This is a genomic window from Bradyrhizobium sp. 141, assembly GCF_023074055.1.
GTDB lineage: Bacteria > Pseudomonadota > Alphaproteobacteria > Rhizobiales > Xanthobacteraceae > Bradyrhizobium.
On sequence record NZ_JADPKR010000103.1, the window covers coordinates 148,209 to 172,416 of the forward strand.

Here is a 24,208-nt window from a genome sequence, read left to right on the forward strand (position 1 = left end):
ACCCTGCCGGTCCGGCTCGCTCTTCTCGTCACGGGGACGATGTTGCCGCTGATCGTCTTTGCGGTTGGCATTGTCTTCTACAACTACAAGCAGGATCGAAGCGACGCGAGCCGCCGCGTGCTGGAGAACGTGCGCAGCATGCGCCTCGTGCTCGACTCCGAGGTGCAGCGGATGACCGGCGGCCTGCAGGTTCTGGCGCTGACGAATTCGCTGCGCAACGACGACTTCCAAAATTTCCGCCGCATCGCGCTCGGCTTCGTCGAGCAATACGGCAAGGGCGGCCTGGTGCTGATCTCCGACCGAAAAGGCCGGCTGTTGTTCTCCTCCGCAACGGAAGACACTGCAAGCCTAGCGCCGCGCGGCCATCTGGAGATCATCGAAAAGGTGTTCGCGACCAGGTCGCCGCAATATTCCGACCTGTTCACAGGCGCGATCAATGGGCGGCAGGTGCTCACCGTCGAGGTTCCGGTGTTCCGCAACGGCGAGGTGATCTACGACCTCTGCTTCAGCCCGCCGATCAGCATCTTTCAGGAACTGGTGGAGAAGCAGCGGCCCGACCAGCTCTGGACCGTGTCTCTGCTCGACACCAAGGGCATCGTATTTGCACGCGCGCCGAACCCGGATGAATCGTTCGGCAAGCGTGCTTCCCCATCGCTGTATGCCGAGATGTTCGGCCGTAGCGAGGCAGCGCTCCCAACGGTATCGCTCGACGGCGTCGCCCTGGCCGCTGCCTACACACGATCGGGACTGACGGGCTGGACGATCGCCGCCGGCGTCGACGAAGGCTCGCTGATTGCACCGCTCTGGCGCAACATCGCGATCACCAGCCTGATCGGCGGCATCCTGCTGCTGACCGGCCTGACCTTCGCGGTCAGGATGGCCACCACGATCGCGCGCGGCGAGATGCTGCACAATCTCCTGATCGAGGAGCTCAACCATCGCGTCAAGAACACGCTGGCCTTGATGCAGGCGATCGCGGTGCAGACCTTCCGCAGCGCCAGCCGGGACGAGCGGACCAAGTTCGAGGGCCGGCTCGGTGCGCTGGCCGAAGCGCATAACCTTCTGAGCCAGGAAAAATGGGCGGGCTCCGAGCTCCGGGACGTGATTACCCGCGCCCTTCAGCCTTTCCTTCTCAATGGTCCCGACCGCATCCGCATGGCCGGTCCCGCGGTGCCGCTGTCGCCACGGCTCGCCGTGGTGCTGTCGATGATCGTGCACGAGATCGCCACCAACGCCGCGAAATACGGCGCCCTGTCCAACGAGACCGGCCGGGTGACACTGGACTGGGAGGTCATCGCCGATGCGCCGAAGCCACGGCTGCGGCTGATCTGGACCGAGATCGGTGGACCGCCGGTCACGGCGCCGGTGCAGCGCGGCTTCGGCTCGCGCCTGATCGAGCGCAGCGCACGCGACCAGCTCGGCGGCGAGGCAACCGTCGACTTCCTGCCGCGCGGCGTGGTCTGCACCGTGATCTGCACGCTGGACGAGGCGCGTTGAATAGACCGAAGGGACATCGGCGATGAAAATCACCCATGTGCACACGCACATCCTTGAGACCAAGCTCTCCCAGCCCTTCGCCTATTCGCGAGCCTGGTACGACATGCGCACAGCGATGCTGGTCGAGATCGAGACCGATGTGGGCCTCACCGGCTGGGGCGAATGCTACGGGCCGGCGCGGATGACGGCGGCGGTGGTCGGAAGCGTCACGCCATGGCTGATCGGCGAGGATCCGCTGCGCACCGACGTGCTGTGGCAGACCGTCTACGCTCGCTTGCGCGACCACGGCCAGAAGGGTGTCGTGATCCAGGGGCTGAGCGGAATCGATATCGCGTTGTGGGACATCAAGGGCAAGCACTTTGGCGTGCCCGCGTACCAGCTTCTCGGCGGCGCGGCGCGCACGGAGGTCGCCGCCTATGCGACCGGCCTCTACCGGCGCAGATCGGGCGATCCACTGAAGTATCTGCCGGAGGAAGCGGCCGATTACGCCGCGGAAGGATTCCGCGCCGTGAAGCTGAAAGTCGGCTTCGGCCTCGCGGAGGATGCCGCAGTCACGCGCGCCGTGCGCGAGGCGATCGGCCCCGATGTCGCGCTAATGGTCGATGCGAACCACGCCTATGACGCGGTCGCCGCGATCCGGCTCGGCCGCGTGATCGAACGTTACGACATCGGATGGTTCGAGGAGCCAGTACCGCCGGAGGACGTCGCGGGCTATCGCGCGGTGAGATCCGCGCTGACGATCCCCATCGCCGGCGGCGAGTGCGAGTTCACCCGCTTCGGCTTCCGCGATCTGTTCGCCGCGCACGCGCTTGACATCGCCCAGCCAGACACCTGCGCGGCCGGCGGTCTCTCCGAATGCAAGAAGATCGCCGACATGAGCGAAGCGTTCGGCATCCGCTACAATCCGCATGTCTGGGGCACCGGGATTGCGATCGCCGCCTCGCTCCAGCTTCTCGCCGTTCTACCGTCGCACACGCCGAGCTCGCTGGCACCGCTGGAGCCGATGCTCGAATTCGACCGCACCGAGCATCCGATCCGGCAGGCGATCCTGAAGGAGCCGATCGAGCATGCGAGGGGCGTCGTGCGCGTGCCGGACGGGCCGGGACTCGGAATCGATGTCGATCGCAAGGCGCTGGCGCGCTTCACCAAGAACTAGGGGCGCACATTCGCCATAGACTTTCTACCCAATCCTCATCTGCGTCGCCGGCGTCCGGTCAACCTCGCGAGCAACGTCGGTCATGATCTCGCGCAACCAGACCAGCCCCGGATCCATATGGAACGATGCCGGCCATTGCAGGGCTTCGCGAAATGCCGGGATGCGGACCGGCGCGCGCAGCAGCTTCAGCGGAAAGTTTCGTGCAAAGATAGCCGCCAACCGGCGATGCATTGTCGCGATGCGGTCCGTCCCGATCACCATCGCCGCCATCGCGGTAAAATTCGGTGCGATGACCTCGATGCGACGCCTGTAGCCCAGCTGGACGAGCGCTCGTTCATCAAACGACAGCCCGCGGATGGGTCCGAGCTGAGCCGTGATATGCCCGAGTTGAAGATAGCGGTTGAGCGAGATCGAACGCCCGATCTGGCGGCTTCCGCTCCACGCGACGCAACAGAACTCGTCGGCAAACAGATGCAGGCTCGGATGGCCGTCAATGAGACCTGTATCCGGAATCACGACGAAATCGACCTCTCCACGCTGAAGCTGATCACCGACCCGGTCGCTGAAGGGCAGGATTTCGAGACACACGCGTGGAGCGGCCCGATAGACGCGCTTCATCACGGCGTGCATCAACACGATACTCGCATAATCGGAGACGACGAGCCGAAAGCGCCGCTCCGAGCTCACAGGGTCGAATTTCGGAGGCGAGATCAAATTGGCCCGGATACGCAGCAATATATCCCGCGTAGGCTTTTCGAGTGACTGCGCCAATGGCGTCGGCACCAGCTTTCGCTGTGAGATCGTGAATATCTCGTCGTTGAAATACTGACGCAATCTCCCGATGGCGGCGCTCATCGCCGGCTGGCTGAGATGAAGGCGCCGGCTTGCCGCCATGACGCTGCGCTCTTCGAGGATGGCATCGAGCGCGATCAGAAGATTGAGGTCCAGGCCTTCGAATCGCATCCGGATACATCCATGCCGTAAATATCACGGATCAATATAATCGATTTTCCAAATTTCAAAAACCCGTCAAGAATGCCGTTCAACAAAACAGCCGACCAACAAGGCCATGTGCGGGAGGGAATATCTTGATCAAGCCGTGGATCTTTGAATTCATGCAGGCCCCGGCCTCGAGCGACGGGACATCGTTGTCCGATGCCGTGACCGCGGCCTTCGGCGAGGGTCTCACATTCTGGCTGGAGGCCGAGCGGCTCGGGTTCGAGGGCATATTCTTCAGCGAACATCACTTCGGCCTCTCGCTGAGCCCGTCGCCCAATCTCCTGATCGCAGCGATCTCTCGGCAAACGACCCGGCTGCGTCTGGGAACGATGGGCAACGTCGTGCCATTCTATGAGCCGTGGCGCCTCTTCGAAGAACTGGCAATGCTCGACCATCTGACAAGCGGGCGCCTGGAAATCGGCTTTGCTGCGGGCGTACCTCAGGAGCTGGCCCGGATTGGCCTCGGGATGGAGGAGGCCCGCGAACGGTTCAACGAGGCTCTGGACATCATCGACGCAGCCTTCGCAAACCCTGTCGTCAACCATAGCGGGAAACACTGGAAGCTCGAAAACCTGACCCTGATGCCGAGCGTCTTTCGACAGCCCTCCCCGCCCAAATGGACAACTGTCGTCAGCATCGGCTCCGCACAGAAATCGGCGCAGAGGCGATCCAAGATTTGCACCGGCTTCGAGTCGGTCGGTCGCGTCTCGGAGATCTTCGACGCGTATCGCAGCGAGGCTGCGCGGCTGGGACTGCCGGCGGGGCCCGATCAGCTCGCCATCCGGCGGAACATCTCGATCTCTCGCGATGCCGCCTTGGCGCGAGAGGAATCCGAGATCGCAAAGGCAGCCACACGGAAAGTCGTGGCCGGCGATCCGCGCGTCGTCGAGCGCTCATCCTCCCTGCTGGATGCACCGCGGGCCGGAGCCGGATTTTCGCTGCATGACGACGACTATATCGCGGGCACTCCGGCGCAGGTCGCCGAACAAGTCATCGACCAATGCCGCCAATCCGGCGCCGGCCATCTTCTCGCGATGCTTGGCAGGAGCTCCTCGCCGCGGCGGCTCGAATCGATCGCCCTCTTCGGCGGGGAGGTCATCCCCCAAATGCGTCGCGCTCACATCGGTTGATGAAGAGATCACCGAACAAGCTAGGACCCCGACGTGACCTTCGAAACGATAAGGCTCGACATCGATGGCATCGACACTGCGATCAAGGTCATAGGAGCCGGCCCTGCCGTGCTGGCGCTCCATGGCGCGGCGACGATCGAGGGGCATGAATGGGCCCGCGCTCTGGCCGACAGGTTTCGGGTCTATCTGCCGTTTCATCCCGGCTTCGGCGAGACTGGGCCCGCACCGCATATTTGCGGGATGCAGGATCTGGTCGTTCACTACCTGCGGCTCATCGCAGCGTTGGGTCTGGATCGACCGCACCTCGTGGGGCATTCCATGGGCGGATGGATGGCCGCGGAAATCGCCGTGGTGGCCGGCGAGCGTTTTGCCCGTTTGGTGCTCAACGCCCCTGCCGGCCTCAATCACCCCGATCATCGCGCCACCGACGTCAGCAAAGTCGCCCCGCAGGATTTGCCACAATACCTGGCGCATCGCACGAAGGTTGCCGCCCGGTATTTTCCCGGAGGGTCGCTTGCTCCTTCTTCGGAGCAATTCATTGCGGCGAGGGACAGGGAGGGCGAGGCGCTGGGCAATATTCGGAAGGCCCACGGCATGGGACACCCGAATCTTGGTCGCTGGCTGAGTCGGATCCCCAACGAAACGCTCATCGTATGGGGCGACAAGGACCGGCTGGCCCCCGCCAGCCAGGCGGAGCTCTGGGCCAGCGAGATTGCGAAAGCACGCATCCATATCGTGCAGGGCGTCGGACATTTCGCGATGCAGGAAGAGCCAGCCTGCGTCATGGCGATTGGCGATTTCCTCGCTGGTTAAGGGGCGTCGGCCGGGTCCTCTCCCGCATGGGGAACGCAATCCCGGCGACAGACCGGGAATCCAACAATCTGTCCCGATGAAACAACCGAGGGAGACGAACATGAGGAGCATTGTGATCGCGCTCGCTTTCACCGCGAGCATGATATCGGCAGCGCTGGCCCAGACATCGTCGGCACAGCCGCCACTCGCGCAGGCCTGGCCCACTCACGCCGTGCGCCTCATTGTCAACTTCCCGCCGGGAGGGGCGGCCGACCTGCTTGCGCGGCTCATTGGTCAGTCGCTCAGCGAGACCTTCGGCCAGCCCGTGGTCGTCGAAAACAAGGCCGGCGCAAACGGAAATCTCGGCGGCGACGCGGTGGCCCGGTCCGCACCGGACGGCTATACCCTGCTGATGTCCTCAGGCAGCATGGTCGCGATCAATCCTCACATCTATGCCACCATGCCTTTCGATCCGGCCAAGGACATCGTTCCCGTCGCCTCCGTTGCGCGTGTCCCCTTCTATCTCGTCGTCCGGGTAGACAATCCGGCGCAAGATCTCAACGCGCTCATCGGCGACCTCAAGGCCAACCCGGGAAAACGCAATTTCGGATCGCCCGGTGTCGGCAGTTCTCCGCATCTCGCGGCGGAATTGCTCAAGAAGATGACCGGTACGGATGCCGTCCACGTGCCTTACCGTGGAGCGGCACCTGCACTCAACGATCTGCTCGGCGGGCAACTCGACTTCCTGTTCGATCCCGGCATCGCCATCGAGCATGTAAAGGCGGGCAGGCTCCGGGCCATTGCAATCGGCAGTCCGCAACGCTCGCATCAACTCCCTGATGTGCCGACGCTCGCCGAATTAGGCCTCACCGGCTTTGACGCGGACGCCGTCTTCGGCGTCTACGCGCCGGCGGGAACGCCCAGCGATATCGTCGCGCGCCTGAACGCCGAGATCAACCGGGCGCTTGCAACCGACGCGTTGAAAGAGCGCATCATGGCGGTCGGCAATGTGCCGGCGGCAATGTCGCCCGAAGCGTTCGGAGAAAGAGCCAGCGAGGATTCCAAGCGATTCGGATCGCTCATCCGGGAGCGCGGAATCACCGCTGGCAGCAACTAGAGCATGCCCCGGAAACTGTGCAGTTCTACCCGATCGTCTGCAGCGCCGGAAACGTCTCGAGCAGCCAGATGCTCACATTCGAGACCGCACCAGTGAGAAAGCCGATGCCGGTGATGACCATCAGCACGCCCATGGCGCGCTCGACCGTGACGAGGTGGCCCTTCATGCGCGCGAAAAGCGCGGAGAACTGTTCGATCATCAGCGCGGCGATCAAGAAGGGAATGCCGAGGCCGGCGGAATAGACCGCGAGCAGGCCGGCTCCCTTCGTTACCGTGGCTTCAGCCGCGGCGATCGAGAGGATCGCGGCGAGGATCGGGCCGATGCAGGGCGTCCAGCCGAAGGCGAAGGCGAGGCCCATGATATAGGCCCCCCAGAGGCCAACAGGCCTGGGGATCGGCAGCCGGCCCTCGCGCATCAACAGGCCGATGCGCGTCAGGCCCAGGAAGTGCAGGCCCATGACGATGATGACGAGGCCGGCGAGGATCGACAGTTCGGCCGACCAGGCGCGGATCAGCCCGCCGATCAGCGAGGCGCTGGCGCCGAGCGCGACGAACACCGTGGAGAAACCGAGCACGAACAGGAGCGCCGACATCATGATCGCGCGCTTGGAGGTCGAGGCCGGCTCGTCGCTCTCGACATGCTCGATCGTGGCGCCCGTGAGATAGATCAGATACGGCGGAACCAGCGGCAGGACGCAAGGAGAGAGGAAGCTGACGAGGCCGGCAATCAGCGCCGCCGGGATCGAAACATTTTGCATGATGCCGTCTGAGCCATCTCAGGTGCCGGTCGGGCGCGCGGCGGAATGCGCCCGGCCCGGAGCCGAACCGGCTCTGGTGTAGCCGATGCCGGGGAATGCGCAACAGAGGCGCACGAAACCAGGGCTCCGCCCGATGCCGTCTGCGATCACAGGTGCGGCATCGGGACGCGCACAAACCTCGCCAAAAAGCGAGCTTCGGCGGCGCGGCTACTTCACCACGCGGAGCAGCGGACGCCGGGGCTGGTCCTGCGTCTGCTTGGAAGGGGACGGCGGTTCGCTCGCAGCGCTCCGCAGCATTTCGTCGCACAGCGCCTTGAGATCGGCACTGTCAATTCCTTTGAGTTTCATCCTGACGTCGAGGATGACGATGGACAGCAGCTCGGCCGACTCACGGCTGTCGCACGCGTTGAGAACCCTGCGGCACTCCTCAAGCGTTTCCAGCACCGACTGCAACTGTTCGTCTGAATGCGACACCGGCGTTCTTTCCGTTAATTCGGCCTGCGAGACGTGGTTGTGACGACCCCTTCGGCCCCCATGGAATACCGAGGATAGCATGAGGCCGCTGCGCCTCCGAACCTGATTTCAGTCGGGTTCAGCCCTGGAACCGCGATTCTGGCCGACATCGCCGCGCTGCGCAGCTGGCCATTGTCGAAGCGGTCCGGGAGCAAACGCCTGGCGCGCTGTGATTGATCCGTCGAGGGAGACGGCGCCGGCTCTCGCGCATGGTCATTCATTGCGGACAGCGCCTGCAATTCCGCAGCCATTTCGCGGCTCGCAACGGAACTCACGCTACACCCCTCATCCGGGCAAATAGTGCGCCCGATTCCCCAGCCATTGGCAGCACTCCGATACCACCCACGAGGTAGTAAGGATGACGTTCAAAACTTTACGTCCCCCAACCCGCAGTGGTTGTGGTTTGCGCCAGATTCTGCCAGTTTAGTCGCCCGAAGGAAATTGTATGCACTCCTTAGCGGAAAGGGGCGTTCATCTGGCGGAACGCCCAAAGACAAATCTCAGCGGCCTCTCTGATTGGGATACGGCCCGCATATTTCTGGAAGTCGTCCGATGCGGAAGTTTCCGCTCGGCGGCCGAGCGCTTGTCGCTGTCGATCAATGCCGTGCGCCGGCGAATCGACGATTTCGAACGCCAGACCGGCACGACGCTGTTCACCCGCGACGTCCACGGCACCCATCTGACCGATGAAGGCGCGCTGGTGGTCTCCGCCGTCGAGCGCATGGAGGCCGCCACCTTCGACGTGCTGCGCGCCAGCGATTCGATGGCCAATGCTTTGTCCGGCGAGGTTCGGGTCGCCGTCACCGAGGGACTCGGTACGTTCTGGCTCGCCCCGCGCCTGGTTGAATTCCAGCAGGCCTATCCGAAGATTCTGGTCGACCTGCATTGCGCGATGCGTTCGGCCGACGTCTCGCGTCACGAGGCCGACGTCGCCATCCATCTGTCGCGTCCCTCGGCGCTCGACATCAAGCTGGTGCGGCTCGGTCGCATGCACCTGATGTTCTGGGCCTCCGAGAAATACATCGAAAAACATGGCGCGCCGCGTTCGGCGGCGGAATTGATCAAGCATCGCCTGGTGCTGCAATTCGCCGACCAGCTCGCCGCCAAGGAATCCTTCGAGAGCTTCTTCCCCGGCGTTTCGGAACGTGACCTCCTGGTCATGAAGACCAACGTCTCAAGCGCCAACTATTGGGCCGTCGCGAATGGCGCCGGCATCGGCGTCTTCCCCAGCTATGCCATTGCGCTTGGCGGGAAATTGATTCCACTGGAGGTCGAGCTGAACCGACCGCTGGATATCTGGTTGTCCTACCATCCCGGTAGCGGCCGTATTCCGCGCGTGCGGCACATGATTGACTGGCTGATCGAAGCTTTCAGTCCGGCTCGCTTCCCGTGGTTTAAGGAAGAGTTCGTGCACCCGCATGAATTCAAGAACTCGTATATGGGCGAACCCCTGACCCAGCTCTTCGGGGGATTTTCAACCGAAGAACAAAGGTGAGAACAGAGATGAAAGCAGCGGCGAAAAGAATGAAGCAGCGCAGTGCCGGCAAGCCGGACATTGAGCTTGGCAAACGGATCCGTCTGCGGCGCGTCGAGATGAAGATCTCGCAGGCGGAGCTCGGCGAGAAGCTGGGCGTCAGCTTCCAGCAGGTCCAGAAATACGAGAAGGGCGTCAATCGCGTCGGCGCGGCTCGACTTCAGCAGATCGCCACCGCCCTCGATGTGCCCGTGACCTTCTTCTACGACGGCGACAACAAGGCCCGCGAAGTCGAAAGCCTGCTGTTCCTCGACAGCGCCTTCAGCCTCCGCCTGCTGCGCGCCTACAGCAAGATCAAGGACCAGACGGTGCAGCGTCAGCTCGTCTCGCTGATGGAATCGATCGCAGCGAACGAAAGCTGAGATCGATCGACGGTCTGCCTTAAGGGTCGATCTTCAATCCGCCGCGTCGCGGGGGCGCGGCCGGATTGAACGAGACCGGACGAGCATATTCCGGCTCGCGCGCTTGCGTGCGGCCTTTCCGGGGCGGTTCGACCGCCCCTTTTTCTTTGCGGCACGATGCTTAGGACGAGGCGCCATGCAATCGCGGAACAGGCCGATGCAGACTCGCGCGCCCTGCTCCGGTTGACCCCGCAAGCACCCGCGCAGCACATTGCCCCTCGCACATGACAAGCGAGCGCGCGATGCCCGACATTTCCAGCACGACCGAAACACCTTACGCCGACGGCAAGATCCTCAAGCACGCAGCCAGTGGCGTCGGCGTGATCACCTTTAACAATCCCGACAAGCGCAACGCGATGTCGCTGGAGATGTGGGAGGGATTCGGCGAGGCGCTGACGGCCTTGCGCGACGACGAGATGGTGCGCGTCGTGATCCTGCGCGGTGCCGGCGGCAAGGCGTTCGTCTCCGGCGCCGATATCAGCCAGTTCGAGAAGACACGCCATAACGCGGCGGCGTCCGAGGAATACGCCAAGCGCAGCGCGGCACAGCGTGCGCTGCTCGCCGACTATCCCAAACCGACGATCGCCTGCATCGAGGGCTTCTGCCTCGGCGGCGGCATGCAGGTCGCGATGCTCGCCGACATTCGCATCGCCGCACACGGCAGCCAGTTCGGCATTCCCGCCGCCAGGCTCGGCATCGCCTATGGTTATGAGGGCTTGAAGCATCTGGTGTCGCTGGTCGGCCCGTCCTGGGCGCGCCTCTTGATGTACACGGGCATGCGGATCGAGTCCGCCGAGGCGCTGCGCATCGGTCTCGTCGAGCGCGTATTCCCGGAGGGCGAGCTCTGGGGCGAGACCATGACGATCGCGCAGACCATCTCCGAGAACGCCCCGCTCGCAATCAAGGCCGCCAAAATCACCATCGCGCAGGTGCTGAAGGACGAAAGCCAGCGCGACATGGAGGCGATCAAGGCGGTCGGCCATGCCTGCATGGACAGCGCGGATTTCCGCGAGGGCCGGCAAGCCTTCATGGAGAAACGCCGACCCAAGTTCCAGGGGCGCTGAATCTGAACCTTCATTCAGGAAGATTAAATCCGCGCACGGCCGCACCTTGATAGCAACCAGTTGATCTGTCGCAGGTTCTCTCGCCACCAACGAGGGAGATTGCGATGAAATTCAAATTTGCTGTTCTCGGTCTGGCTGCCTTGGGCGGTGCGGCGCTCGCCTCGGGCTCGGCGCTCGCGGCAATGCCGAACGGCATTCCGCAGGCGGATCGAATCGCGAGCGGACCGGCCGCTGATGTCGATCAGGTGCGCTGGGTCTGCAACCCCTGGGGCCGTTGCTTCTGGCGCCCGAACTATTACCGCGCCTATGGCTATTACGGTGGCCCGCGCCGGTACTATGGCGGCCCGCGCTGGGGCTATGGTCACCGCCACTGGCGTCGCTGGTGAACGAAATAAAGGGGCCGCAAGGCCCCTTTGCTTGTGGCGTTCGACTACAGCGCCGCCAGCACCGCCTTGGTAATATCCGCCGTGCCGTTGCTGCCGCCGAACTCCATCGGCTTGATGCCGCCGGCATAGACCTGATCCACCGCGCGCTCGATCGTCTCACCGGCTTCCGCCGCGCTCTCGATACCGTGCTTGTCGGCGAGCCAGTCCAGCATCATTGCCGCGGACAGGATCATGCCGGTGGGATTGGCCTTGCCCTGCCCCATGATATCGGGCGCGGTGCCGTGGCAGGGCTGGAACACGGCGTATTTGTCGCCGATGTCGGCCGACGGCGCCATGCCGAGGCCGCCGATCAGGCTCGCGGTGATGTCGGAGACGATGTCGCCGAACATGTTCTCCATCACCATCACGTCGAAATCCCAGGGTCGCTTGACCAGCATCGCCGAGCAGGCATCGACATAGAGCCGGTCGGTCTTCACATCAGGATGCTTCTTCTCGATCTCGTCGAAGATGCCGCGGAAGAACGCAAACGCCTTGAACACATTCGCCTTGTCGACGCAGGTGAGCGCACCGGGCTTGCCGCGCGCCTTGCGCCGCTCGGCAAGGCGGAACGAGAACTCGAACAGGCGCTCTGATGTCCGGCGCGTGATCACCATGGTCTCGCGGGCGTCCTCATGGGTGACGACGCCCTTGCCCATCGAGGCGAACAGGCCCTCGGTGGATTCGCGGATCACGACGAGATCGATGCCGCGCTGGTCGGCACCGACGATCGGGCTCGGCACGCCGGGAATGAGACGCGCGGGCCGCACGCCGGCATAGAGATCGAAGATGAAACGCAGCTCGATCTGCGGCGCGATCTCGGTATTGTCGGGGTAGCGCACCGACGGCAGACCGCAGGCCCCGAGCAGAATAGCGTCCGCCTCCTCGCACAGCTTGATGGTGGTGTCAGGCATCGACTTGCCGGTGGCGAGATAGTTATTGGCGCCGGCCGGGGCCTCGGTGAAGCGGAATCGCAGATCCGATTTCTGCTCGATCTTGCGCAGCACCTCGATGGCCGGCGCCATGACTTCGGGACCGATGCCGTCACCGGCAAGCACGGCAATATGGAAGGCGTTGTTTGCGGACATGGAAGGCCTCGAGAAAGAAGTTAGCCAAGTCGTCATTGCGAGCGAAGCGAAGCAATCCAGAATCTTTCCGCGGGGGCAGTCTGGATTGCTTCGTCGCTTCGCTCCTCGCAAATGACGGAGGAGAGAGCGTTCGTTACGGCGTCAGCACCGTACGCCCGACCACCGCGCCCTGCTGCAATTGCACCAGCGCGTCGTTGGCCTTGGCGAGCGGGGCCGTCGTCACCGGGATCGGCGGCACCTTCTTGGTGCGCACGAGCTCGAGCAATTCCTGCGTCTCGCGCAGGTTTCCGACGTAGCTGCCCTGGATCGTCACCGCCTTGATCGGAATCAGCGGCAGCGCCCAGGTCGCGCCGCCGCCGAACAGGCCGACGATGACGAGCTTGCCGCCCTTGGTCAGGCAATCGAATCCGAGCTGCGTCGTCGCGGCGTTGCCGACGAGGTCGATCACGGCGCGGATCGGCCCGCCCGCCTTCTTCGCAAGCTGCTCCAGCGCATCCGGCGCCTTGGGATCGACGGTGGCGAGCGCGCCGGCCTTCTCCGCCGCCTCGCGCTTTCTGGCGTCGATATCGACCATGATCGCGCCCTTGCCGCCCATCGCCTTTAGGAGCGACAGGGCCATCAGGCCGAGGCCGCCGGCACCGAACATCACGATCGGCGTGTCGAAATGCTGCTCGACTTTCTTGAGCGCGCTGTAGGTGGTGACGCCCGAACAGGCATAGGGCGCGGTCGTCGCCGGGTCGAGGCCCTTCAGATTGAGCAGATAGCGCGGATGCGGCACCAGCATGTGATCGGAATAGCCGCCGTCGCAATAGACGCCGAGCGAGCGCGGCGTCAGGCACATGTTCTCGTCACCCGCCAGACACGTGGCGCATTTGCCGCAGCCGATCCAGGGATAGACGAGACTAACGTCGCCGAGCTTGACGTCGCCCTGGTCGGTGGGCTTCACGTCGGGGCCGAAGGCCAGGATTTCGCCGACCGTCTCATGACCCATGGTCAGCGGCAGATTGATGCCGCGGTCCTTCAGCGACAGCGGCTTGCGGCCATGGCCGAGATCGTAGCCGCCTTCCCAGATGTGGAGGTCGCTGTGGCAGACGCCAGCCGCCTTCACCTTGATCAGCACCTGCGTGCCCGAGGGCTGCGGCGTGGCCTCGTCGAACTCCTGCAGCGGCGCCTTGAAATCGGCAACCTTGAAACTCTTCATCGGCGTCCTCCCGGCATGCTTGTCGTTATCGCCACCATGCCACGGGTGGCGTGACGAGACAAACCGGGGCCTGTCTAGTTGACGCTAGCCGATGATGACAAGCCGACGGAACGCAAGGCCGCATTGCTTGCCGCACGACACTCGGCCTCAGCGTGTCGCGGCCGTTTTGCCTGTCGGAATTGGCGCATCATCGGCGAGGCCGATTTCGTCGCGCAGCGCATCCGTGTGCTCGCCGAGCACGGCCATTGTCCTGGCGGGCGTGGTGTCGGCGCCGGACATCCGGAACGGCAGGTTGAGCACCTGAAAGGAGCCGCCCTCGTCGCGCACCTCGGAGAGCGCCTGCCGGTGCGCGAGCTGCGGATCGGCCAGCGCCTCGGACACGGTGCGATAGGCCGAAGCCGGCACGCCGGCCGCGCCCAGCGCAGCAAGGCATGCATCGGTCGTGAGTTGCCGTGACCAGGCTTCGACGCCGTCCATCATCTCGACCCAGTTCTCGCGGCGCGCGGCGTAGGTCGAGAAGCGCGGGTCGGAGATCCAGGCGGGGCGGCCGATCACGCCCATCAAGCCCTGAAACGTCTTCTCGCTGGCGACAGTGATCATGACATAGCCGTTTCCCGTCTCGGTCGGCCCGAACATCGGGCGCGCGGTCGCCTTCACTGTGAATTGCGAGGTCTGCAACTCGGTCAGCGTCAGCGACAGCATCGTTTCCATCATGGAGACGTCAATGTGCTGGCCAAGCCCTGTCACGGTGCGCTGATAGAGCGCGGACGTGATCGCGCCGAAGCCGTAGGTTCCGGTGACGACGTCGGCGTGATAGATGCCGCAATAATCGGGGCGGTTGCGGCCGGGCTGGTAGGAGAGATGCGCCATGTCGTAGCCGGAGGCCGCGTGAATCACCGGCGCATAGGCCGGCAGCTCGGCCGAGGGACCGGTCTGGCCGTAGCCCGAGATTGAGCAGTAGATCAGCTTCGGGTTGATCTGACGCAGGCTGTCGTAGTCAAGCCGCAGCCGCTGCATCACGCCGGGGCGAAAGTTCTCGACCAGGATGTCTGATGTCGCCGCCAGCCGGCGGACCGTCTCCTTGCCGTCTTCGGATTTGAGGTCGAGCACCAGGCTCTTCTTGCCGACATTGAGCTGGCCGAACGCGGTGCTGCACCCCTGGCGCAAGGGAGGCCGGGTCCGCATCGTCTCGCCGCCGTCTGTCTCGATCTTGATGACCTCGGCGCCCATGTCGGCAAGCATCCGCGTGCAATGGGGACCTGCGATCGTGGTCGAAAAATCCAGGACCCGCAGCCCCGCGAAGGCCTTTGTCGTCGTCCCCTCATGCTTATCTGCTAGCTGCATGCCTGCTTACGTCCTTGGGTCTCTTAGGAACTATCGAAGTTCTCTGTTGTTGATGCGGCGACCCTAGAGGGCGGCGGCTGAGTAGGAAAGTGTTTACCGAACGGGCGCGCCGCGTGGGCGGGCTTTAAGAATTCCGGGACAACTGGACCCGTTCTTGCATAGCAGCAAACGGGATCGGAAGAGGGCAGCTGTTCTTGAGGGTCTTGTTCGTCACCACAGAGATGGATGACTTCGTCCGCGTTGGCGGACTTGGAGCCGTTTCGGCCGCTCTCCCCCGCGCCCTTCGCTCCTTTGCCGATATCCGGATCTTGCTGCCCGGCTATCGCGATATCATCGAGCAACTCACGCATATTCAGATCGTTGGCCGCTGCCCCGCGTTCGCGGAAATGCCGGCCTGCTCGCTCGGCCGGGCCGCGACGAAGGACGGAATGCCGGTCTACGTGCTGTTGTGCTCACAACTCTACGATCGGCCCGGCAACCCCTATGGCGACGAGTCCGGGCGCGACTGGCCGGACAACGACATCCGCTTCGCGCGCTTTGCCTCGGCAGCCGCTGAGCTGGCCATGGGCAAGCTGGACAAGAATTGGGCAGCAGACCTGATCCATGCCAATGACTGGCAGGCCTCGCTCGTGCCGGCCTATCTTGCCTGGCGCGGCGCCAAGCTGCCGTCGATCCTGACCATTCACAACCTCGCCTATCAGGGCCTCTTCCCGAAGGACTCGCTGCGGCGGATCGGCGCACCGGAGAGCTCCTTCCACATCGACGGCGTCGAATTTTACGACCAGGTCTCCTTCCTCAAGGCCGGCCTCGTCTACGCCTCGCACCTCACCACCGTCAGTGGCACCTATGCGCGGGAGATCACGACGGCCGAGTTCGGTTGCGGTCTGGAGGGTCTGCTCCGCCTGCGCTCGGACGCCGCCGAGCTGACCGGCATCCTCAACGGCATCGACGAGAGCTGGGACCCGCTCTCCTGCGCCCAGCTCGCCCAGCAATTCGGCGCCGGTGATTGGATCGGCAAGAAGGCCAACGCGGATTACGTCCGCAAGCAGTTCGGGCTTGCGGTCTCGCGCGGCCCGATGTTCGGGATCGTCGCCCGCCTCGTGCATCAAAAGGGCATCGACCTCGTGCTGTCGGCGGCCGACGAGATCGTCGATGCCGGCGGGCAGATCGTGGTCACCGGCTCCGGTGAGCCGGCGCTCGAACAGGCCTTGATCGACGCGCATCGCCGCCGCCCCGACGCCATCGGCGTCGTGATCGGCTTCAACGACGCCCAGGCGCGCCGCATTTTTGCCGGCAGCGACTTCACCCTGATGCCCTCGCGCTTCGAGCCGTGCGGGCTCAGCCAGATGTACGCCCAGCGCTTCGGCTCGCTGCCGATCGGGCACCAGACCGGCGGCCTCGCCGAGACCATCACCGATGGCGAGACCGGATTCCTGTTCTCGAAACCCTCGCGCGATTCCTTCCTCGGCGGCGTGCGCCGAGCCTTCTCGGCTTTCGTGGCGCACGACCAGCTCGACACCATGCGTCGCAGCGCCATGGGACGCTCGTTCTCCTGGAGCGTCTCGGCGGGAAGTTACAGCGCGCTGTACCGGAAGCTGGCTTCGGTGTGAGAGGCGACGGCGCGTCCTCACACTCCGTCATTGCGAGGAGCGAAGCGACGAAGCAATCCAGACTGCCTCCGCGGTGACAGTCTGGATTGCTTCGCTGCGCTCGCAATGACGATGTGGAGAAAGCGAATCTCACATTCGTGCCCCGGATGCAGCGCAGCGTCTCTTCGACGGTGGCTGCTGAGCCGGGGCCCATGCTGCACGAGAGCTCCTGGCCTCTGGGTCCCGGCTCTGCGCCGCAACGCTTATGCGTTGCAGCTTGTCCGGGACACGGATGATAGCTTTTGCCCGTCACCCCTTCCCGCGCACATCCATCTGTGGCCGGCCGATCCACGCCCTGTTGAGACATCGGGTCATCCAGTCCGGCTGCGGCTCGCCGCGCAGCCGCGCCTGCGCTTCCTGGTAGGGCCCGACGTAGCGCAGCCTATCCGGCAATCTTGGATAGATGCGCCTGATCCATCGCAGCGCGCTGTCGGCCGCCCTCTCGTCCCGATCATCGGCCTCAAACCCGAAGCCCGTGCGCAGGCGCTCCGGCAACATCCTCGCCGTGAGCGCGCGATACCAACGCGGCGGCCGCAACCACGGACGCGCGCCGCCAAAGATCTGCGCGGCTATCTCGCGTGCCGCCGGGCTGACGGTCAACGTCTCCGACTGCGTCATCGCCGCAGTGTAGGCCTTAAAGCCCGACCAGTCCGCCGGCAGGTCGTCCGCCGTCAATCCGAACAAGGCACCGAACAGCCGGCACTCGCTCCAGTAACGCTCGCGCTCCTCCGCCGAGAAAGGCGGCAGGACCAGATCGTGCGCCATGAGCGCGGACTCCACCAGCGTCGCATGAACCCAGCGCAGCGACGGAATGTCGTTGGCACAATAGCGCGAACCTGCCGCAAAGGGGCCGACTGTCTCGGGCATCTCGCCAACGATCATGCCGTGGCGCCGATGCAGTTGCCGGGACGATAGCAATGCCCGGTCGAGCGAGCCGAACACCATGGCAAAGACGATGTCGAAGGTGCGATGGAAGCGGCCGATCGGATCGGCCAAGGTGCGCGAATGCTCGGCGATGGCGGCCGCGACCCAGGGATGCGCCAGTTGCAGCAACAACGCGCGTCCGGCGCCGAGGAAGATGACGGCCTCCCGGTCGATCCGCCAGGTCAGCGTGTCAGGACCGAACACGCCCGCAACCGGTCCCGCCGCATTGGCGCGGACCTGATCGAGGGTCGATTCCAGATCTTTCTCGGCGACCAATGGCAGGATCTCGGCTGAGAACGAGACCGAACAATCCGCAAGGCCTGTGGCAATTCGATGAACGGGCAGGCCCTCAGCGTTTCGCCGGGGCTTCCTGCGGCTGCTCGTCGTCGGCGATGGCGCGCCAGGCGGCGCCGTCGAGATCGTCGTATTGGCCGCTGCGGAGCGACCAGAGGAAGGCGACGAGACCAGCACCTCCAAGCATCAGCGCCAGTGGGACCAGGATGACCAGGATCTCCATCACATGATCTCCCGCGAGGCGCTGCGCGCGCGCAGCGAATTCAGCATGACCAGGATCGAGGATCCGCTCATGGCCGCCGCCGCGATCAGCGGCGTCACGACGCCGCTGATCGCAACTGGCACCGCCAGGACATTGTAGCCGATCGCAAGCCACAGGTTCTGCCGCATCAGGTGCAGTGCCTTGCGCGAAGCGTCGATGGCCGCGACCACCGGAGCCAGCGGCCGGCCAAGGAAGACGAGGTCGGCGGTGGCCTGGCTCAGATGCGCGGCCGAGATCGGCGACATCGAGACATGGGCTGCCGCGAGCGACGGCGCGTCGTTCATGCCGTCGCCGACCATCAGCACCTTTGCGCCGCGCCGCTTCAATTCCTCGATCCGCGCGATCTTGTCGGCCGGCGTGAGCCCGGCGCGCCACTCGGGAATGTCAAGCGCATGGGCCGCCGCCTTCACCGCCGGCTCGCGGTCGCCGGAGAGAATCTCGATGCCGATGTTGCGCGCCTTCAGTGCCGCGATCACAGCCTGCGCATCCGGACGCAGGCCCTGGCGGACCGAGAGGATGAACCTGTCGCTTCCCTTGCTGAAAGCGACGATGGAAGCTTCGGGATCGACCATGGCGCTGCCGACCAGTGCCTCCGCGCCGCAGAAAGAAGGGCGGCCAAGGCGGAGCTCGACGCCGTCCACGGTCGCACGGACGCCCTGCCCGGCCTCTTCGGCCGCACCGACGATCGGCGATCTGGCGCCGGCCGCTTGAGCGACGGCGGCGGCAACCGGATGATGGCTCGACAGCGCGAGCCGGCCCGCGAGCTCGAAGACATCGGCGGGAATGTCGGCGGCATTCATCACTTCGAGATCGGGCAGCGTCAGCGTGCCGGTCTTGTCGAAGATGACATGGTCGGCCTCGGCCAGCCGCTCGATCGCGTCCCCGGAATTCAGCAGCACGCCGGACTTGAACATCGCGCCGGAGGCGATCGTCTGCACGGTCGGAATGGCAAGCCCCAGCGCGCAGGGACAGGTAATGATCAACACGGCAACGCCGGTCACGATCGCGTCATGCCAGGACGCGCCGGCAATGACCCAGCCGAGAATGGTGATGAGCGCGGTCGCATGCACCACCGGGGCGTAGAGCCGGGAGGCGCGGTCGGCGAGGCGCATGTAGCGCGAGCGCGCCTGGAGCGCGTTGTCGAGCAGCCGCGTGATCTCGGCGAGCAGCGTCGCCTCGGAGGCGGCCGAAACCCGCACCCGCAGGGTGCCGGAAATGTTCATCGATCCGGCATAGACCGGCGTGCCGTGCTCGGCCGTGACATAGAGCGTCTCGCCGGTGATCAGGCTCTGGTCGATCTCCGAACGGCCCTCGATCACGGTGCCGTCGACCGCGCAGCGCTCGCCGGGCCGCAACAGCACGATGTCGCCGGGATGGATCGCGGCCACCGGCACCTGCGAGATCTCATCAGATCCGACGAACTTCGCGGCCGTCTCCGCCTTCAGCGCCGCGAGATTGCCGGCGACCGCGCGGGTCCGCCGCCGCATGTTCTGGTCGAGGAAGCGGCCGACCAGCAGGAAAGTCAGCAGCATGATCGCCGCGTCGAAATAGGCGTGCTCGGCGTGGTGGATGGTCTCGACCACGGACATGCCGAGCGCCAGGATCACGCCGATCGAGATCGGCACGTCCATGTTGGTCGTCTTCGCCGACAGCGCGCGCCAGGCCGAGCGGAAGAACGGCTGGCCGGCATAGGCCGCCGCCGGCAATGCGATCAGCGCCGACAGCCAATGGAAGAAGTCGCGCTGCTCGGGCAGCATGTCCGAGACGTTACCCGACCACACCGGGATCGACAGCATCATCACGTTCATGGTGGCGAACGCCGCGACGCCGAGGCAGCGCAGCAGGAAGCGCGATTCGGCGACCTCCGCCACCTCCGCGCTCTCGGTCTCGAACGGATAGGCCTTGTAGCCGAGCTCCTCGAGCCGATCGATGAAGCGGCTCGGGTCGAGCGTACCCGCCTTCCATTCCAGCGCGACGCGGCGGTCGGTGAGGTTGACGCGCGCCAGCGTGACGTCGGGAATGGCAGACAGGCCGCGTTCGATCTTGGCCATGCAGCCGGCGCAGTGAACGCCTTCGACCGCGAGATCGATGTGCTGGACGCCCTCGCCCGCGGTCCGGACGTAGTGCGAGAAATCCCGCGTGACGTGCATGTCGAAGTCCTTCAGTTCAGGATCACGCGGTTGCGCGACAGGAACACGCGCGTCCCCCGCGCCTCGCCCTCGATCACCAAGTCCCACTGGCCCGGCGCGACGGACGCTGCGTTGCCGCGATAGAGGCCGATGCCGGCCTCGGTGAGCTCGACGGCGAGATCGGAGCGCTTGTCGGTCGGCCGCTCCAGGCGTCCGCCGAATTTCAGTCCGGCGATCGGCTGGCCGCCGGCATCGCGGGCTTCGACCTGGACCACGGCGCCACCGTCGTTGCGGCGCTCGATATAGGCGTTGACCTTCCATTTGCGCGCGGCCTGATCATGCGCCGCCGAGATCTCGCGGTCGTAGGTCAGGCCGGCGGCATAGGGGCTGTCGACATCGGTGCCGGGCAGCGTCGCGATCGCGAGCTTCATCATGGTGACGTTCACGCCGATCACGAGGCCGAAGAAAGCGACCAGCATCAGGAAGACTTTTGTTCCGGTCAGCGGCTTCGGGGCGGATGCCATGGCTCACTCCAGACTTTTCTTAAGGCGAGACGAAATTGTCGGTGGCGGAAGCGACCTCGCCGAGCCCGATATCGGTGACGTGGAAGCGAACGGGGACCGACTTCTCCGGATTGTTCTCGGCCGGCGCGGTGACGAGCAGCCGCAGCTCGCTGGTGGAGTCGCGCGGGATCACGATCATCGGCCGGTCCGGGGTCACCGAATCGACGCCGATCACGTGAATGGTCGCGTTGGCCGGACCGTTCGCGTCGATCGCGATGATGCGGTCGTAGCCGCTTTTGTTCAGCAGGCGCACCGTGTAGGCGTTGCGGATCGAGCCGTCGCTGAGCTTGACCGCGACCGGATTGCGATCGTGCAACACGTTGACGTCGAGCAGGCTGCGCGTCGCCAGCGTGTAGATCATGAAGCCGCCGATGGCCGCGATAATGGCGCTGTAGCCGATGGTGCGGGGGCGGACGATGCGGTAGATCGGCGCCTTGCCTTCCTGGCGGCGCTGAATGTTGATGTCGTTGTCGTAGCCGATCAGCCGCTTCGGCCGGCCGATTTTGGTCATCACGTTGTCGCAGGCGTCGATGCAGAGACCGCACTGGATGCATTCCATCTGCGGTCCGTTGCGGATGTCAATGCCGGTGGGGCAAACCGCGACGCACTGGTAGCAATCGACGCAATCGCCAACCTGCTCGCCGAGCGCGCGCAACTCGGCGGCCTTCTTGACCGACGTGCGCTTCTCGCCGCGGTCGTAGCGGTAGGTGACGTTGAGCGCCCATTCGTCGGTGAGTGCGGCCTGGATCCGCGGCCACGGGCACATATAGGTGCAGACCTGCTCGCGCATGTAGCCGGCGAGCAGATAAGTCGTCGCGGTGAGGATGCCGATCCAGACATAGGCGATCATCGGCCCCTGGAAGGTGACGAGCTCTTTCACCAGGGTCGGCGCGTCGTTGAAGTAGAGCACCCAGGCGCCGCCGGTCCACCAGGCGATCATGAGCCAGATCGAATGCTTGAGCACGATCTCGGAGATCCGCTCGAGCTTCAGCGGGTCGGAGGATTTGTCCTTCTTCATCCGCTCGCGCCGGTCACCCTCGACCAGACGCTCGACGGCATAGAACAGGTCGGTCCACACCGTCTGTGGGCAAAGATAACCGCACCAGATGCGGCCGCCGACCGAGTTCATCAGGAACAGCACCACCGCGGCCACGATCAACAGGCCGGTGAAGTAGTAGACCTCCTGCGGCCACAACTCGATGAAGAAGAAGTAGAAGCGGCTGTTGGGAAGATCGATCAGCACCGCCTGGCTGGGGGCACTGATACCGCGGTTCCAGCGCACGAAGGGGAGGAAGTAATAGACGCCGAGGCAGACCGCCATCAGGCTCCATTTGATCCGGCGGAATGTGCCGGAGACGCTCTGGGGATAGACCTTTTTTTGGGCCGCGTAGAGCGGCCCGTTGTGGTCGTCCGATGTGAGGTCTTTCGGGTTCACGGTCTTGTTCATCGCTTAGAACTTCTCGAAGAGGTGCGATTAAACCTAGACCCGACATCGTTGCGCCATTTGATCCAGCTCAAACGGGGGCGCTTTTGTTCGCCCCCGCTAGACTCCTTTGAGCCACGGGATCTGCTATTTTCCGCCGCCCAGCGAGTGGACGTAGACCGCCATCGCCTTGATGGTGGCGGGATCGAGCCGCCCTTCCCAGGCCGGCATCACGCCGGCGCGGCCCTGGCTGATGGTCTCGATCAGGCTCGCCTCGTCGGAGCCGTAGAGCCAGATCTTGTCGGTCAGGTTCGGTGCACCCATCTCCGGGTTGCCTTTGCCGCCGTCGCCGTGGCAGGCGACGCAATTCTCCGCGAAGATCTTCTCGCCCTTGGCGGCATCGAAGCCATTGCGGATCGGAAGGCCAGCCAGCGACCGCACGTAATTGGCGACCGTGACGATCTCGTCGCCCTTCAGCACGCCGTCCTTGCCGAAGGCGAGCATCTGGCCCTCATGGGTCTTGGCATGACCGGAACGCGCGCCGAACTGGATGGTCTGCATGATCTGGTCGAGCGTGCCGCCCCACAGCCAGTCGTCGTCGTTCAGGTTCGGATAGCCCTTGGCGCCGGCGGCACCAGAGCCGTGGCAGGGCGCGCAATTGTCGCCGAACACGGTCTTGCCCTTGGCGCGAGCGAGCGCCAGCAAGGCCGGGTCCTTCTCGATGTCGGCGAGCGAGGCCGCGCCCAGCGCCACCATCTTGTCACCGCGAATCTTCTCGAGGTTGGCGAGCTCGACCGCGACGTCGGCGCGCGAGGAGTAGCCGAACATGCCCGTGGTATTGCTGGAGATCAGCGGCCAGGCCGGATAGACGATCCAGTAGGCGACCGCCCAGACGATGGTGATATAGAACGAGATCACCCACCAGCGCGGCAGCGGCGTGTTGAGCTCCTTGATGCCGTCCCATTCATGTCCGGTCGTGGACTTGCCGGAGACGGAATCGATGTCGCTATGATGATCGGTCATGGTCTCTCACTCCTCCCGCAACGGCAGGTGCGCTGCTTGATCGAAAACAGCCTTGTTACGGGGCCAAAAAGCGTAGGCGATGATCGCGAGAAAGATCGCGACGAACACCGGCGTCCAGATCGTCGTCACGAGCTCGGACGCTAGATTGTGGACTGTCAGGATAGCTTTCATCGTTCATGCCTTCTCAGCGAAGATTGGCTTTCTCGTTGTAGATCTTGAAGTCGACCAGCGTGCCGAGCATCTGCAGGTACGCGATCAGCGCGTCCATCTCGGTCGGCGTGCCGGTCTTGCCGTCGAAATTGCGCACGACGGCCTTGGCGTAGCGCTTGTTGAAGGCATCGGGGCCGGCATTTTCCGGGTCGGCCTGGGCCTTCAAATCGGCGCCAGCACTGGCGATCTGGTCGTCCGTATAGGGCACACCGACGGTCCTCAGCGTGCGCATGTGGTCGGCGATCGTGTCCGGATCGACCTCGCTATGGCTCAGGAACGGATAGCCCGGCATCACCGACTGCGGCACGATCGCGCGCGGGTTGGTGAGATGGGTGACGTGCCAGTCGTCGGAATATTTGGCGCCGACGCGGGCAAGGTCCGGACCGGTGCGCTTGGAGCCCCACTGGAACGGGTGGTCGAACATGCTCTCGGCGGCGAGCGAGAAGTGGCCGTAGCGTTCGACTTCGTCGCGCAGGGGGCGGACCATCTGCGAGTGGCAGAGATAGCAGCCCTCGCGAACGTAGACGTTGCGTCCCGCGAGCTCCAGCGGCGTATAGGGCCTGACGCCGTCGACCTTCTCGATCGTGCTCTTGAGGTAGAACAGCGGAGTGATCTCGACGAGACCGCCGATCGCGATCACCAGCAGGATGCCGACGATCAGGATGATCGAGTTCTTTTCGAAGACTTGGTGGCGTGTCCAGAACGACATTGCTTTA

24 protein-coding genes are annotated in these 24,208 nt (G+C 64.3%); 10 read left to right on the top strand and 14 right to left on the bottom strand.

Features of this window, described 5'->3' with window-relative positions; all coding sequences use genetic code 11:
* Nucleotides 1-39 precede the first annotated feature (39 nt).
* Together IVA81_RS32085 and IVA81_RS32090 are read left to right on the top strand one after the other, a co-directional pair.
* Complete coding sequence (locus tag IVA81_RS32085) at nucleotides 40-1,497, top strand: sensor histidine kinase (RefSeq protein ID WP_247326058.1); 1,458 nt, start codon at nucleotides 40-42, stop codon at nucleotides 1,495-1,497.
* A gap of 22 nt (nucleotides 1,498-1,519) precedes the next feature.
* Nucleotides 1,520-2,653, top strand: a complete 1,134-nt coding sequence (locus tag IVA81_RS32090) for a mandelate racemase/muconate lactonizing enzyme family protein (RefSeq protein WP_247325470.1) — start codon at nucleotides 1,520-1,522, stop codon at nucleotides 2,651-2,653.
* A 24-nt stretch (nucleotides 2,654-2,677) separates the two neighbouring features.
* Here IVA81_RS32090 and IVA81_RS32095 read toward each other — a convergent pair whose 3' ends face one another.
* Nucleotides 2,678-3,616: a LysR family transcriptional regulator gene (locus IVA81_RS32095; protein ID WP_256469406.1), complete on the bottom strand. Its 939-nt coding sequence runs from the start codon at nucleotides 3,614-3,616 to the stop codon at nucleotides 2,678-2,680.
* A 197-nt stretch (nucleotides 3,617-3,813) separates the two neighbouring features.
* Here IVA81_RS32095 and IVA81_RS32100 point away from each other — a divergent pair, with 197 nt between their 5' ends.
* The 3 genes from IVA81_RS32100 to IVA81_RS32110 are packed head-to-tail and all read left to right on the top strand — an operon-like array spanning nucleotide 3,814 to nucleotide 6,691.
* Entirely contained in the window at nucleotides 3,814-4,782 is a 969-nt protein-coding gene (locus IVA81_RS32100) for an LLM class flavin-dependent oxidoreductase (protein WP_247325471.1), read from the top strand.
* 33 nt (nucleotides 4,783-4,815) lie between these two features.
* Nucleotides 4,816-5,595, top strand: a complete 780-nt coding sequence (locus IVA81_RS32105) for an alpha/beta fold hydrolase (protein WP_247325472.1) — start codon at nucleotides 4,816-4,818, stop codon at nucleotides 5,593-5,595.
* Nucleotides 5,573-6,691 (top strand): tripartite tricarboxylate transporter substrate binding protein, encoded by a 1,119-nt coding sequence (locus IVA81_RS32110; RefSeq protein ID WP_247325474.1) that lies wholly within the window; start codon nucleotides 5,573-5,575, stop codon nucleotides 6,689-6,691. The genes IVA81_RS32105 and IVA81_RS32110 overlap by 23 nt, the downstream gene beginning before the upstream one ends.
* 25 nt (nucleotides 6,692-6,716) lie before the next feature.
* Here IVA81_RS32110 and IVA81_RS32115 read toward each other — a convergent pair whose 3' ends face one another.
* Entirely contained in the window at nucleotides 6,717-7,448 is a 732-nt protein-coding gene (locus tag IVA81_RS32115; RefSeq protein ID WP_247325476.1) for a cytochrome c biogenesis protein CcdA, read from the bottom strand.
* 207 nt (nucleotides 7,449-7,655) lie between these two features.
* On the bottom strand, nucleotides 7,656-7,922 hold the full coding sequence (locus IVA81_RS32120; protein ID WP_247325490.1) for a hypothetical protein: 267 nt from the start codon (nucleotides 7,920-7,922) through the stop codon (nucleotides 7,656-7,658).
* A gap of 484 nt (nucleotides 7,923-8,406) precedes the next feature.
* Here IVA81_RS32120 and IVA81_RS32125 point away from each other — a divergent pair, with 484 nt between their 5' ends.
* The 4 genes from IVA81_RS32125 to IVA81_RS32140 all read left to right on the top strand — a co-directional run bounded on the left by IVA81_RS32125 (nucleotide 8,407) and on the right by IVA81_RS32140 (nucleotide 11,346).
* The gene (locus IVA81_RS32125; RefSeq protein WP_247325491.1) at nucleotides 8,407-9,456 is read left to right on the top strand and encodes a LysR family transcriptional regulator; all 1,050 of its coding nucleotides are present in this window, start codon (nucleotides 8,407-8,409) and stop codon (nucleotides 9,454-9,456) included.
* A gap of 29 nt (nucleotides 9,457-9,485) precedes the next feature.
* Complete coding sequence (locus tag IVA81_RS32130) at nucleotides 9,486-9,857, top strand: helix-turn-helix transcriptional regulator (protein WP_028179980.1); 372 nt, start codon at nucleotides 9,486-9,488, stop codon at nucleotides 9,855-9,857.
* Nucleotides 9,858-10,138: 281 nt separating this feature from the next.
* Nucleotides 10,139-10,960 carry an enoyl-CoA hydratase gene (locus tag IVA81_RS32135; RefSeq protein ID WP_247325492.1) on the top strand — a complete coding sequence of 274 codons (822 nt, stop codon included), beginning with the start codon at nucleotides 10,139-10,141 and terminating at the stop codon, nucleotides 10,958-10,960.
* A gap of 104 nt (nucleotides 10,961-11,064) precedes the next feature.
* The gene (locus tag IVA81_RS32140) at nucleotides 11,065-11,346 is read left to right on the top strand and encodes a hypothetical protein (protein WP_247325496.1); all 282 of its coding nucleotides are present in this window, start codon (nucleotides 11,065-11,067) and stop codon (nucleotides 11,344-11,346) included.
* Between the two features lie 44 nt (nucleotides 11,347-11,390).
* Here the strand turns inward: IVA81_RS32140 and IVA81_RS32145 are convergent, their stop codons facing one another.
* The 3 genes from IVA81_RS32145 to IVA81_RS32155 form a co-directional block, all read right to left on the bottom strand.
* A complete protein-coding gene (locus IVA81_RS32145) occupies nucleotides 11,391-12,470 on the bottom strand; it encodes an isocitrate/isopropylmalate dehydrogenase family protein (protein WP_247325497.1) in 1,080 nt (359 codons plus the stop codon).
* Between the two features lie 133 nt (nucleotides 12,471-12,603).
* Nucleotides 12,604-13,671: an alcohol dehydrogenase gene (locus IVA81_RS32150; protein WP_247325499.1), complete on the bottom strand. Its 1,068-nt coding sequence runs from the start codon at nucleotides 13,669-13,671 to the stop codon at nucleotides 12,604-12,606.
* A gap of 147 nt (nucleotides 13,672-13,818) precedes the next feature.
* The gene (locus IVA81_RS32155; protein WP_247325500.1) at nucleotides 13,819-15,015 is read right to left on the bottom strand and encodes a CoA transferase; all 1,197 of its coding nucleotides are present in this window, start codon (nucleotides 15,013-15,015) and stop codon (nucleotides 13,819-13,821) included.
* Between the two features lie 194 nt (nucleotides 15,016-15,209).
* Here IVA81_RS32155 and glgA point away from each other — a divergent pair, with 194 nt between their 5' ends.
* Nucleotides 15,210-16,625 (top strand): glycogen synthase GlgA, encoded by a 1,416-nt coding sequence (gene glgA, locus IVA81_RS32160; protein ID WP_247325501.1) that lies wholly within the window; start codon nucleotides 15,210-15,212, stop codon nucleotides 16,623-16,625.
* A 288-nt stretch (nucleotides 16,626-16,913) separates the two neighbouring features.
* Here glgA and IVA81_RS32165 read toward each other — a convergent pair whose 3' ends face one another.
* From IVA81_RS32165 to ccoO, 8 genes are all read right to left on the bottom strand, one after another.
* Nucleotides 16,914-17,864, bottom strand: a complete 951-nt coding sequence (locus IVA81_RS32165; RefSeq protein WP_247325503.1) for an oxygenase MpaB family protein — start codon at nucleotides 17,862-17,864, stop codon at nucleotides 16,914-16,916.
* Nucleotides 17,865-17,937: 73 nt separating this feature from the next.
* Entirely contained in the window at nucleotides 17,938-18,105 is a 168-nt protein-coding gene (gene ccoS / locus IVA81_RS32170; RefSeq protein WP_247325505.1) for a cbb3-type cytochrome oxidase assembly protein CcoS, read from the bottom strand.
* On the bottom strand, nucleotides 18,105-20,294 hold the full coding sequence (locus tag IVA81_RS32175) for a cation-translocating P-type ATPase (RefSeq protein WP_247325510.1): 2,190 nt from the start codon (nucleotides 20,292-20,294) through the stop codon (nucleotides 18,105-18,107). The genes ccoS and IVA81_RS32175 overlap by 1 nt, the downstream gene beginning before the upstream one ends.
* A gap of 11 nt (nucleotides 20,295-20,305) precedes the next feature.
* Entirely contained in the window at nucleotides 20,306-20,797 is a 492-nt protein-coding gene (locus IVA81_RS32180; protein ID WP_247325511.1) for a FixH family protein, read from the bottom strand.
* A 19-nt stretch (nucleotides 20,798-20,816) separates the two neighbouring features.
* Entirely contained in the window at nucleotides 20,817-22,283 is a 1,467-nt protein-coding gene (gene ccoG / locus IVA81_RS32185) for a cytochrome c oxidase accessory protein CcoG (RefSeq protein ID WP_247325512.1), read from the bottom strand.
* A 123-nt stretch (nucleotides 22,284-22,406) separates the two neighbouring features.
* Nucleotides 22,407-23,282: a cytochrome-c oxidase, cbb3-type subunit III gene (ccoP, locus tag IVA81_RS32190; RefSeq protein WP_247325513.1), complete on the bottom strand. Its 876-nt coding sequence runs from the start codon at nucleotides 23,280-23,282 to the stop codon at nucleotides 22,407-22,409.
* A gap of 6 nt (nucleotides 23,283-23,288) precedes the next feature.
* Nucleotides 23,289-23,453: a cbb3-type cytochrome c oxidase subunit 3 gene (locus IVA81_RS32195; RefSeq protein ID WP_246916827.1), complete on the bottom strand. Its 165-nt coding sequence runs from the start codon at nucleotides 23,451-23,453 to the stop codon at nucleotides 23,289-23,291.
* Nucleotides 23,454-23,466: 13 nt separating this feature from the next.
* Nucleotides 23,467-24,201 (bottom strand): cytochrome-c oxidase, cbb3-type subunit II, encoded by a 735-nt coding sequence (gene ccoO, locus IVA81_RS32200; RefSeq protein WP_247325514.1) that lies wholly within the window; start codon nucleotides 24,199-24,201, stop codon nucleotides 23,467-23,469.
* Nucleotides 24,202-24,208: the final 7 nt, after the last annotated feature.